General features: G+C 58.2%; 8 protein-coding genes. 1 reads left to right on the top strand and 7 read right to left on the bottom strand.

The window, feature by feature from the left end:
• Positions 1-13: 13 nt before the first annotated feature.
• Together glpG and glpE are read right to left on the bottom strand one after the other, a co-directional pair.
• Positions 14-844 carry a rhomboid family intramembrane serine protease GlpG gene (glpG, locus tag OTG14_RS20910; RefSeq protein WP_048991798.1) on the bottom strand — a complete coding sequence of 277 codons (831 nt, stop codon included), beginning with the start codon at positions 842-844 and terminating at the stop codon, positions 14-16.
• Between the two features lie 47 nt (positions 845-891).
• Entirely contained in the window at positions 892-1224 is a 333-nt protein-coding gene (glpE, locus tag OTG14_RS20905; RefSeq protein ID WP_008503062.1) for a thiosulfate sulfurtransferase GlpE, read from the bottom strand.
• 188 nt (positions 1225-1412) lie between these two features.
• Here glpE and glpD point away from each other — a divergent pair, with 188 nt between their 5' ends.
• A complete protein-coding gene (glpD, locus tag OTG14_RS20900; RefSeq protein ID WP_032648306.1) occupies positions 1413-2921 on the top strand; it encodes a glycerol-3-phosphate dehydrogenase in 1509 nt (502 codons plus the stop codon).
• A gap of 95 nt (positions 2922-3016) precedes the next feature.
• Here glpD and glgP read toward each other — a convergent pair whose 3' ends face one another.
• The 5 genes from glgP to glgB are packed head-to-tail and all read right to left on the bottom strand — an operon-like array spanning position 3017 to position 12385.
• Positions 3017-5464 (bottom strand): glycogen phosphorylase, encoded by a 2448-nt coding sequence (gene glgP / locus OTG14_RS20895; protein ID WP_032648304.1) that lies wholly within the window; start codon positions 5462-5464, stop codon positions 3017-3019.
• 18 nt (positions 5465-5482) lie between these two features.
• The gene (gene glgA, locus OTG14_RS20890; protein WP_008503065.1) at positions 5483-6916 is read right to left on the bottom strand and encodes a glycogen synthase GlgA; all 1434 of its coding nucleotides are present in this window, start codon (positions 6914-6916) and stop codon (positions 5483-5485) included.
• Positions 6916-8211: a glucose-1-phosphate adenylyltransferase gene (gene glgC, locus OTG14_RS20885; protein ID WP_008503066.1), complete on the bottom strand. Its 1296-nt coding sequence runs from the start codon at positions 8209-8211 to the stop codon at positions 6916-6918. The genes glgA and glgC overlap by 1 nt, the downstream gene beginning before the upstream one ends.
• 17 nt (positions 8212-8228) lie before the next feature.
• Positions 8229-10202, bottom strand: a complete 1974-nt coding sequence (gene glgX / locus OTG14_RS20880) for a glycogen debranching protein GlgX (protein WP_267215697.1) — start codon at positions 10200-10202, stop codon at positions 8229-8231.
• On the bottom strand, positions 10199-12385 hold the full coding sequence (gene glgB / locus OTG14_RS20875; protein WP_267215696.1) for a 1,4-alpha-glucan branching enzyme: 2187 nt from the start codon (positions 12383-12385) through the stop codon (positions 10199-10201). Before glgB ends, glgX begins: the two co-directional genes overlap by 4 nt.
• Positions 12386-12481 lie beyond the last annotated feature (96 nt).

Below are 12481 nucleotides of genomic sequence, written 5' to 3'. Positions count from 1 at the left end.
TTATCCCTGAGAATTATGTTCGTTTTCGCGCATGGAGCGTGTCGGCAAAGGCCATCGCCAGCCCCACGGCCAGCCCGGCGACGTGCGCACCGTTGGCGATAGACATACCAAACAGATCAAACCATCCGGCAATTAGCCATATTAACGCAAAGGTTATTAATCCGCGTTGCAGATAGATGCCGCTTTCCGGGTCGCGCTCCCCGCGAAGCCAGACGTAGCCCATCAGGGCATACACAACGCCCGATAGCCCGCCGAACCACGGCCCGCTGAACTTGTGCTGCACGTAGCCGCTCAGCAGGGCGCTGATAAGGGTGATAACGATCAGCTTGCCGCTGCCCAGACGCTTTTCAACGGCACCGCCGAGATACCACCACCAGAGCAGGTTAAAGAGGATATGCATCACCGAGAAGTGCATCAGCGCGTGGCTAAAGTAGCGCCAGACGTCAAACTCAAGTGACGGATCATAGGGCCACGCCAGGGCAATCATCACGCTCTGGTCGCCGACCACGTTCATGATAATGAAGACAATGATGCAGGCCGCCATCAGCAGCAGCGTAAACGGGCCCGCGCGCTCGCGAATGGTGGCGATGAAGGGAAAGCGGCTGTAGTGCAATCCGCTGCCGGTCTGGCCGGACTGCCAGCTTGCCGCCAGATAGCGCGGGTCGCCAGGGTTCTCAAGAAAACGCGCCAGCTCCTCGTTTACCCGCCCGGCCTGGCTCTCATCGGCCAGCCAGACGTCGGTCTGCGTATGTTGCTGAATAGTCAGAATAACGCCCTGCGTCGCCATATAGTCGACAAACGCCTGGGCGACGCGCGGGTTGGTAAAAGAGGTGATCATCAACATGGGCAGCGGTCGCTTATTTCCACACAAAAGGGGACAGTATAGCGGGATCAGCGCTCAAAAGCGTATTCCACTTCCGCCGGGAAATGACGATGCCAGGCATCGAAACCGCCATCGACGCTGTAAACCGCGTCGTAACCCTGCTGAAGCAGGTACTGCGCCGCGCCTTTGCTGCTGTTGCCGTGATAGCACATGACCATCACTGGCGTGTCGAAGTCGTTATCGCGCATAAACGCGCCCAGCGTGTCGTTGGTGAGATGGAACGCGCCCGGCGTATGGCCCATCGCAAAACTCTGCGGATCGCGGATGTCCACCAGCACCGCTTTTCCCTGGTGCATCTTCTGGTGGGCTTCTTCTACGTTAATACATTCAAACTGATCCATGGTGTTCTCTTTACAGTGGTCAACGACAAGATTTTACCCCGTAGTGTACGTCCTGGCGGCGGGTAAACGCCATTATGTTATCCATATCACTCTAAATTGTTTTTTTGATGTTACCAAAAGCGCGTTCCTTTGCTATTATGAGCGATATCGAACATTTCTGAGCTTTAACGAAAGTGCATGAGGGTGTTATGGAAACCAAAGATCTGATTGTGATAGGCGGTGGCATCAACGGTGCCGGTATTGCGGTCGATGCCGCAGGACGCGGTTTATCCGTACTGATGCTGGAAGCTAACGATCTCGCCTGCGCGACGTCGTCCGCCAGCTCCAAACTGATTCACGGTGGCCTGCGCTACCTGGAACACTACGAATTCCGCCTGGTCAGTGAAGCGCTGGCCGAACGTGAAGTGCTGCTGAAAATGGCCCCGCATCTGGCGATTCCGATGCGCTTCCGCCTGCCCCATCGCCCGCATCTGCGTCCGGCATGGATGATCCGAATTGGTCTGTTTATGTACGATCATCTGGGTAAACGCACCAGCCTCCCGGGTTCGAAAGGTTTGCGTTTTGGCTCAGAATCGGTCCTTAAGCCTGAAATCGTGCGCGGATTCGAATATTCCGACTGCTGGGTGGACGATGCGCGCCTGGTGCTGGCGAACGCGCAGATGGTTGAGAAGAAAGGCGGCGAGGTGAAAACCCGCACTCGCGCGACCGCTGCCCGTCGTGAAAACGGCCTGTGGATTGTGGAAGCGGAAGACATCGATACCGGCGAGAAATTCAGCTGGAAAGCGCGCGGCCTGGTGAACGCTACCGGCCCGTGGGTGAAGCAGTTCTTCGACGACGGCATGCATCTGCCTTCCCCGTACGGCATCCGCCTGATCAAGGGCAGCCACATTGTGGTGCCGCGCGTGCATACCCAGAAGCAGGCTTATATTCTGCAGAACGAAGATAAGCGCATCGTGTTTGTGATCCCGTGGATGGACGAGTTCTCGATCATCGGCACCACCGACGTGGAGTACAAAGGCGATCCGAAGAACGTCGAGATCGACGAGAGCGAAGTGAACTACCTGCTCAAAGTGTATAACGCGCACTTTAAGAAACAGCTGTCACGCGATGACGTGGTCTGGACCTACTCCGGCGTACGTCCGCTATGCGATGACGAGTCTGACTCTCCGCAGGCCATCACCCGTGACTATACGCTCGATATTCACGACGTAGACGGTCAGGCGCCGCTGCTGTCCGTGTTTGGCGGCAAGCTGACCACCTACCGCAAGCTGGCCGAGCACGCGCTGGAAAAACTGGCGCCGTACTACAAAGGCATTGGCCCGGCATGGACCAAAGGCGCGGTGCTGCCCGGCGGTGATATCGGCGGTAACCGCGATGATTACGCCGCGAAGCTGCGCCGTCGCTTCCCGTTCATCACCGAAGGGATGGCGCGCCACTATGCCCGCACCTACGGCAGCAATACCGAGCTGTTCCTGGGCGATGCGAAGGACATTGCGGATCTGGGCGAGCATTTCGGCCACGAGCTGTACGAAGCCGAGCTGCGCTACCTGGTTGAGCACGAGTGGGTGCGTCGTCTGGACGATGCTATCTGGCGCCGTACCAAAGAAGGGATGTGGCTCAACGCCGAACAGCAGTCTCGCGTGGCGCAGTGGTTACTGCAAAATGCGGGAAAGCGTGAACTGTCGCTAGCGTCTTAATGCGATCGGTGCGGGCTGATGCCCTCACCCTGACCCTCTCCCACAGGGAGAGGGAACAAACACTAAAAACGGCAACCTCGGTTGCCGTTTTGCTTTTATAACCTCACCGGATCAATATGCCAGATCGTCTCGGCATACTCCTTAATGGTCCTGTCAGACGAGAAATACCCCATATTGGCGATGTTATACATCGCGGCGCTGGTCCACTTCTCCGGCTGGCGATATAGTTCGTCCACCTTGTCCTGACAGTCCACGTAGCTGCGATAATCCGCCAGCACCTGATAGTGATCGCCAAAGTTAATCAGCGAATCCACCAGATCGCGGTAGCGGCTCGGTTCATCCGGGCTAAACACGCCGGTCGCGATCTGCGTCAGCACCTGACGCAACTCTTCATCCCCTTCGTAATATTGACGTGGCGAGTAGCCTTTTCTGCGTAGCGCCTCCACCTCTTCCGTCGTATTACCGAAGATAAAGATATTGTCTTCGCCCACGTGCTCCAGCATCTCGACGTTCGCCCCGTCAAGCGTACCGATGGTCAGCGCGCCGTTAAGGGCAAACTTCATGTTACTGGTGCCGGATGCTTCCGTCCCCGCCGTGGAAATCTGTTCAGAGAGATCCGCCGCCGGGATGATCAGCTGCGCCAGGCTGACGCTGTAGTTCGGAATGAACACCACCTTCAGCTTGTCGCCAATGTCCGGATCTTGGTTAACCACCTTCGCCACGTCGTTGATGAGATGAATAATGTGCTTCGCCATGTAGTAGGCCGACGCCGCCTTACCGGCAAAGATCTTCACGCGCGGCACCCATTCGGCCGTCGGATCGGCCTTAATGCGGTTGTAATGGGTGATCACGTGCAGCACGTTCATCAGCTGACGCTTGTATTCATGGATGCGTTTGATCTGCACGTCGAACAGCGCTTTCGGGTTTGCCACCACGTTGAGGTGCATCGCCAGCCAGACCGCCAGACGCTTTTTGTTCAGCAGCTTGGCTTCGCGCACGGCTTTGTTCACCGTCGGGAAATCAATATGCTGTTCCAGCTCGCTCAGCTGGCTCAAATCGGTACGCCAGGTACGGCCAATATTCTCGTCCAGTACCTCAGAGAGCGGCTGGTTGGCCAGCGCCAGCCAGCGGCGCGGGGTGACGCCGTTGGTCACGTTGCAGAACCGCGTCGGGAAGATCTTCGCAAAGTCCGCAAACAGCGACTGCACCATCAGGTTCGAGTGGAGCTCGGACACCCCGTTGACCTTGTGGCTGATGACAACCGCCAGCCAGGCCATGCGCACGCGACGACCGTTCGACTCATCAATGATGGACGCGCGGCTCAGCAGGCCAGTATCGTTCGGATACTGCTCCTGCAGCGTCTTGAGGAAGTAGTCGTTAATCTCAAAGATAATCTGCAGATGGCGCGGCAGGATTTTGCCGAGCATGTCCACCGGCCACGTTTCCAGCGCTTCGCTCATCAGCGTGTGGTTGGTGTACGAGAACACCTGGCAGGTCACCTCAAAGGCGTCGTCCCAGCTGAATTTATGCTCGTCGATCAGCAGGCGCATCAGCTCCGGAATAGAAAGCACCGGGTGGGTGTCATTAAGGTGGATCGCGGTTTTCTCCGCCAGGTTGGCGTAGGTTTTGTGCAGCTGATGGTGACGGCTAAGGATGTCCTGAATGGTCGCCGAAACAAGGAAGTACTCCTGACGCAGGCGCAGCTCGCGGCCTGAGTAGGTCGAGTCATCCGGGTACAGCACGCGGGACACGTTCTCGGAGTGGTTTTTATCCTCCACCGCCGCGAAGTAGTCACCCTGGTTAAATTTACCGAGGTTAATTTCGCTACTGGCCTGGGCGCTCCACAGCCTCAGCGTGTTGGTGGCGTCGGTGTCGTAGCCGGGGATAATCTGGTCGTAGGCCACGGCCAGGATCTCTTCCGTTTCCACCCAGCGGGATTTTTTCCCTTCCTGCTGAATACGCCCGCCAAAGCGCACCTTGTAGCGCGTGTTGTGGCGCTTGAACTCCCACGGGTTACCGTACTCCAGCCAGTAGTCCGGGGACTCTTTCTGACGCCCGTCGACGATATTCTGCTTGAACATGCCGTAATCGTAGCGAATACCGTACCCGCGGCCCGGCAGCGCCAGCGTCGCCAGCGAGTCGAGGAAGCAGGCGGCGAGACGCCCCAGACCGCCGTTACCGAGGCCCGGGTCGTTCTCTTCGTCGATCAGTTCTTCTAAATCTAACCCCATCTCTTCCAGTGCGGTTTTGACGTCGTCATAAATACCGAGCGACAACAGCGCATTGGACAGCGTGCGGCCAATCAAAAATTCCATCGACAGGTAGTAAACCTGACGCGTCTCCTGAGAGAGCTGGGCGCGGTTTGAGCGCAGCCAGCGTTCCACTAAACGGTCACGCACCGCAAACAGGGTAGCGTTCAGCCACTCGTGCTTGTTGGCAATAACCGGATCTTTCCCGATGGTGAACATCAGCTTGTAGGCGATAGAGTGCTTTAACGCCTCAACGCTGAGCGTGGGTGAAGAGTAGCTAAATGGAGCGTTCATATCAGTAACTTCGCCTCGTTACATCAAGCGTTGATAGAGATCGCGGTATGACTGCGCCGCGACGTGCCAGCTAAAGTCCATGGACATCGCCTGACGTTGTACGTAACGCCACAGCGATGGACGGGACCACAAGACGAAAGCACGCCGAATCGCCCGAAGCAGCGACCAGGCATTACTGTCCTCAAAGACAAACCCGCTGGCGATACCGTCCGCCAGGTTTTCCAGAGAGCTATCGGATACGGTATCCGCCAGTCCGCCCGTGCGGCGTACCAACGGCAGGGTGCCATATTTCAGGCCGTACAGCTGCGTCAGGCCGCAGGGTTCGAAACGGCTTGGCACCAGAATGACGTCCGCGCCGCCCATAATGCGGTGCGAGAATGCCTCGTGGTAGCCAATCTGCACGCCCACCTGACCCGGATGTTCCGCCGCGGCGGCAAGGAAACCTTCCTGCAGCACCGGGTCGCCCGCGCCGAGCAGCGCCAGCTGTCCGCCCTGCTCCAGTAAACCGGGCAGCGCCTCCAGCACCAGATCCAGCCCTTTCTGGCTGGTCAGGCGGCTGACCACCGCGAACAGCGGCACTTTGTCGTTAACCTTCAGGCCCATCGCAATCTGCAGCTGGCGTTTGTTTTCCGCTTTGTCCTCCACGGAATCACGGCCATAACGCGCCGCCAGCAGGAGATCGGTTTCCGGGCTCCAGATCTGTTCGTCCACGCCGTTCAGAATGCCCGACAGGCGGCCTTCGCGATGGCGCTGTTGCAGCAACCCTTCCATACCGTAGCCAAACGCCGGCTGGGTGATCTCACGCGCGTAGGTTGGGCTCACCGCCGTGATGTGATCGGCGTAGTACAGCCCCGCCTTCAGAAACGAGATCTGCCCGTTAAACTCCAGACCGTGCATGTTAAAGAACGACCATGGCAGATCGATGTCATTCATGTGATGGGCGTAGTACATCCCCTGATACGCCAGGTTATGCACGGTAAAGACCGATTTCGCCGGGTGGCCGCGCGCGGCGAGATACGCCGGGGCAAGCCCGGCGTGCCAGTCGTGCGCGTGCACCACATCCGGACGCCAGAACGGATCCAGCCCCGTCGCCATTTCGGCGCCGACCCAGCCGAGCAGCGCAAAGCGCAGCACGTTGTCGGTATAGGCGAACAGGTTCGTATCGTGATACGGGCTGCCCGGGCGATCGTATAAGTGCGGCGCGTCGATCAGGTAAATCCCTACGCCATTGTAATGTCCAAACAGCAGGGTAATGCGTCCGGCAAACGTTTCACGGCGGGTCACCACTTTCGCATCGGGTATACCGCGCCGGATATCCGGAAAGGCGGGCAGCAGGACTCGGGTATCCACGCCTCCGGCGATTTGCGCCGCCGGTAATGCGCCAAGCACATCTGCCAGTCCGCCCGTTTTTAATAACGGGAACATCTCAGAACATACGTGTAAAACCTGCATCATCGCTCCTGTTTGATCTGCAGCTTCCGCAACATTTCCCGTGTGACTAACACGATCCCCTCTTCCGAACGGTAGAAACGACGCGCGTCTTCTTCCGCATTCTCCCCAATAACCATCCCTTCAGGGATGACGCAGGCACGGTCGATCACGCAACGACGCAGACGACACGAGCGCCCTACCCAGACATCCGGCAACAAGACTGCCGAATCGATATTACAGAATGAATTTATCCGCACGCGCGGGAACAGCACCGACTGCACCACGACCGAACCGGAGATAATGCACCCGCCGGACACCAGCGAGTTCAGCGTCATACCGTGGCTGCCGGAGCGGTCCTGGACGAACTTGGCCGGCGGCAGCGACTCCATATGGGTACGAATCGGCCAGTTCTGGTCGTACATATCCAGTTCAGGCGTGACCGAAGCCAGATCGAGGTTCGCTTTCCAGTACGCTTCCAGCGTGCCCACGTCGCGCCAGTAGGGTTCCGCATTCGGGTCGGACTGCACGCAGGACAGCGGGAAAGGATGTGCATACGCCATGCCAGCTTTCGTGATTTTCGGAATGATGTCTTTACCGAAGTCGTGGCTGGAGTTTTCGTCTTTGTCGTCTTCTTCCAGCAGCTCATAAAGATAATCTGCGTCAAAGACATAGATCCCCATGCTGGCGAGTGATTTGGTGTCATCGCCCGGCATGGTTGGCGGGTTCGCCGGTTTTTCAACGAAGTCGATAATTTTGTCGTCCGCATCCACGTGCATGACGCCAAACGCCGTCGCTTCAGCAACGGGCACAGGCAGACACGCCACGGTGCAGCGCGCCCCTTTTTCGACGTGGTCGATCAGCATGTGGGAGTAATCTTGCTTGTAGATGTGGTCCCCGGCGAGGATCACGATGTATTCCGCGTTGTAGCGACGAATGATGTCGAGGTTCTGGGTCACCGCATCCGCTGTCCCGCGATACCAGTTTTCGCCGTGGACGCGTTGCTGCGCAGGAAGGAGATCGACAAACTCGTTCATCTCTTCGCTGAAGAATGACCAGCCGCGCTGGATATGCTGAACCAGCGTGTGCGACTGATACTGCGTAATAACGCCGATGCGGCGAATGCCCGAGTTCAGGCAGTTGGAGAGCGCAAAGTCGATGATACGGAACTTACCACCAAAGTGAACAGCCGGTTTGGCGCGCTTGATGGTCAAATCTTTCAGACGGGTACCACGCCCGCCCGCAAGTATCAGGGCAACCGTTTTTAATGGTAGCTGGCGTGCCAACATTAAGGGATCGTTCTTCTCTAATCTAACCATGACTAACTCCTTTTTTATCATCTTTGGAATACGCACACTCCGTGCGCAGGCCCGTGCCAGACAGCCATTACTACCGGATTATCCGCTCCGGCAAAGGGAGGAACGGCGCGCCATTCCCCTTCAGGTAAAACAATCTCTGCGACGTCATCCGTCGCGTTCAGCGTGACCAGCCATTTATCCGACAGCAGGATTTGCAGGCGTGGTACGCCGTGTTGCCACTCTTGCGCGCTTAACGGTTGCGCGTCTTTATTCAGCCAGCGAACGTTGCCGTCACCCTCTTCCCACCAGCTGTTGGCGGTCAGCGCGGGGATCTGCTGGCGAAGATGGATCAGCGCAGCGGTAAAATGAATCAGCCCGCTGTTGGCTTCACCCCAGTCAAGCCAGGTTAAGGTGTTGTCCTGGCAATAGGCGTTGTTGTTACCGTGCTGGCTATGACCATGCTCGTCGCCTGCCAGCAGCATCGGCGTGCCCTGCGACAGTAAAAGCGTTGTCAGCAGCGCATGAACGCTGGCGCGTCGCCGCTCTATCACATCCAGACTTCCGCCTAACCCTTCTATACCATGATTGAAGCTATGGTTATTGTTAGTGCCATCGCGATTCTCTTCGCCGTTCGCCTCATTGTGTTTCTGATTGAAACAAACGCAGTCCCTGAGCGTAAAACCGTCGTGCGCCGTCAACAGATTGACGGTGGCCGACGGGCGTTTGCCGTCGCGCTTAAAGAGATCGCTCGACGCGGCAAAGCGCCCGGCAAATTCCCCCAGCGACAGGTTCCGCTCCAGCCAGAAGCGGCGCACGGCGTCGCGGTAGTGGTCGTTCCACTCGGCAAACAGCGGCGGGAAATTCCCGACCTGATAACCGCCTTCACCGATGTCCCACGGCTCGGCAATGAGCTTCACCTGCGAGAGCACCGGGCAGTTTTTTATCGCCTCAAACAGCGGCGCCTGCTGGCTGAACGCCGGCGTGCGCCCCATCACCGGCGCCAGGTCGAAACGAAAACCGTCGACGTGGAACGTCTCCACCCAGTATTTCAGGCATTCATATGCAAAATGCGTGACCGCCGGATGGCTGAGATTGAGCGTGTTGCCGCAGCCGGTCCAGTTCTCGTAATCGCCATCCTGCCTGATCGAATAATAGCTACGGTTATCAATTCCGCGCATGGAGAGCGTCGGGCCGTCGAGATCGCTTTCTGCGCTGTGGTTCAGCACCACGTCCAGAATGACCTCAATGCCCGCCGCGTGGAGCGCCTTCACCGCATCGCGGAACTCGTCCCGCGCCTTTTCCGGATGGACGGCATAGCGCGGTTCGAGCGCGAACATCGCCAGCGGGTTGTAGCCCCAGTAGTTGCTTAGCCCCAGCCGCTGCAGACGCGGCTCGCTGGCAAAATGGGCAACAGGGAGCAGTTCCAGGGCGGTGATGCCGAGGTGTTTCAGGTAGGCGATCATGGTGGGATGCCCGAGCGCCTTGTAGGTGCCGCGCATCTCTTTGGGGATCGACGGATGCAGGTAGGTCAGCCCTTTGACGTGGGCTTCATAAATAACCGTATTGCCCCACGGCGTGTGCGGCGGGGCATCGTCTTCCCAGTCATAAAGATCGTTCACCACCACGCTTTTTGGCGCGACGGGCGCGCTGTCGCGGTGGTCAGGCTCGCCGTAGCCCACGTGGAAGAGCGGGTCATCTTTAAATTCGCCGTCCACGCGGTGCGCGCACGGGTCAATCAACAGCTTCGCCGGGTTAAACCAGTGCCCCTGCGCGGGATCCCACGGACCGTGAACGCGAAAGCCGTAGTGCATGCCGGGCCGCCCTCCGGCCAGGTAGCCGTGCCAGGTATCCCCCGTGCGCGCGGGTAAATCGTAACGGTGCTCGTTACCTTCCCCGTCAAACACGCACAGTTCTACCCGCTCGGCGTGAGCGGAAAAGAGGGTGAAATTGACCCCCTTTCCGTCAAAATGCGCCCCGAGCGGTTCGGGTTTACCTGCCGTAAGCTGCGTCATTCGCCCTCCCGCATCAGCCAGATGGTGCCAAGCGGCGGCAGCGTCAGGCTCAGGGAGTTGGGTCGCCCGTGGCTTTCAATGGCGTCGCTCTGTACCAGCCCACCGTTACCGGCGTTGCTGCCGTGGTAGTGCATCGAGTCGGTATTCAGAATTTCACGCCATTTGCCCGGCTGGTTAATGCCGAAGCGGTAGTGTTCACGCGGCACCGGGGTGAAGTTGCTGGCGACGATGATCTCGTTACCCGCCTTGTCACGACGCACAAAGACAAACACCGAGCGCTCATGGTCGTCCACTACCAGCCATTCAAAGCCGTACGGATCGAAGTCGAGCTCGTGCAGCGCTTTGTGGTGGCGATAGGTCAGGTTCAGATCGCGCACCAGACGCTGCACCCCGTGGTGCCAGTTGTCGCCGCCTTCCAGCAGATGCCAGTCGAGGCTGGCGTCGTGGTTCCACTCGCGCCCCTGGGCGAACTCATTGCCCATGAACAGCAGTTTCTTGCCCGGGAAGGCAAACATCCAGCCGTAATAGGCGCGCAGGTTGGCAAACTTCTGCCACGCGTCGCCCGGCATGCGGTCGAGAATCGATTTTTTACCGTGTACCACCTCATCGTGCGACAGCGGCAGCATGAAGTTTTCGGTGTAGTTGTAGAGCATCCCGAACGTCAGCTTATCGTGATGATACTTACGGTGAACCGGATCCAGCTTCATGTAATCGAGCGTGTCGTGCATCCAGCCCAGGTTCCACTTATACCAGAACCCCAGGCCGCCCAATGACGGCGGACGGGAGACGCCCGCAAAGTCGGTGGACTCTTCCGCCATGGTCACGGCACCGTCCACCTGCTCGCCGATAATGCGGTTGGTATTACGCAGGAATTCAATCGCCTCCAGGTTTTCGCGGCCACCAAACTCGTTCGGGATCCACTCCCCCTCTTTGCGGCTGTAGTCGCGGTAGATCATCGACGCCACCGCATCCACGCGCAGGGCATCGATGCCAAACCGCTCGATCCAGTACAGGGCATTCCCGACCAGGTAGTTTGAGACCTCACGGCGACCGTAGTTGTAGATCAGCGTGTTCCAGTCCTGGTGATAGCCTTCGCGCGGATCGCTGTGCTCGTACAGCTTCGTACCGTCAAACTCTGCCAGCGCGAAATCATCCGCCGGGAAATGGCCCGGCACCCAGTCGAGGATGACGTTCAGCCCGGCGGCGTGCGCGGCATCAATGAAATAGCGGAAGTCGTCGCGGGTGCCGAAGCGGCGGGTCGGCGCATACAGCCCGGTGGGCTGATAGCCCCAGCTGCCGTCGAACGGGTGCTCGTTGACCGGCAGCAGCTCCAGGTGGGTAAAGCCCATCCATTTGGCGTACGGGACCAGCTGGTCGGCAAGCTCCCGGTAGCTGAGCCAGAAGTTGTTATCGGTGTGGCGACGCCATGAGCCGAGATGGACTTCATAGACGGAGATCGGCGCATCAAAGCGGTTGGCCTGCTTACGCTCCTCCGTCTGGATAACCTTCTCCGGCAGGCCGCAAATCAGCGATGCGGTATCCGGGCGCATCTGCGCTTCGAAGGCATACGGGTCGGCTTTAATGCGCAGCTTGCCGTGAGCGTCAATCATCTCGAATTTATAAAGCTGCCCGTGGTGCGCCCCGGGGATAAACAGCTCCCAGATGCCGGTTTCCCGACGCAGGCGCATCGGGTGGCGGCGGCCATCCCAGTAGTTGAACTGTCCGACAACGGAGACACGCTGGGCATTGGGCGCCCACACGGAGAACCGCGTGCCGGTAATGCCGTCCATGGTATCGGCATGGGCACCCAGCGTTTCATAAGGGCGAAGATGCGTCCCTTCGGAGAGCAGCCAGGCATCCATCTCTTTAAGCAGAGGGCCAAAGCTGTAGGGATCGTCAATCAGGTTTTGCTGACCGTGCCAGAGAACGGCGAGCTGATAGCGAAAAAGATTTTTACGACGGGGCATCACGCCCGAGAAGAAGCCACGGGAATCGAGGCATTCAAGGTTACCGACCTTGCGGCCGGTTTTGGGTTCAATCACCCAGACTTCTGTGGCATCCGGTAACAGTGCCCGAACTTCCAGACCGGCCTCAGTACGGTGCATCCCAAGCACAGAAAAGGGGTCAGCGAAATGACCCGCAATAAGCGCATTAATCACGTCTCTATCCACACGATCGGACATGGTATTCATCCTGTTTTTTATGTCGTCCTTTTTAAGCGCTCCGGGACGACTTTTAATGTGACCTGAACGGGACAGCACAAAAATGTGCATCCATTC

The sequence above is a fragment of the Enterobacter pseudoroggenkampii genome (assembly GCF_026420145.1).
GTDB classification, from domain to species: Bacteria; Pseudomonadota; Gammaproteobacteria; order Enterobacterales; family Enterobacteriaceae; genus Enterobacter; species Enterobacter pseudoroggenkampii.
This window is presented reverse-complemented; position numbering and strand designations above follow the sequence as displayed.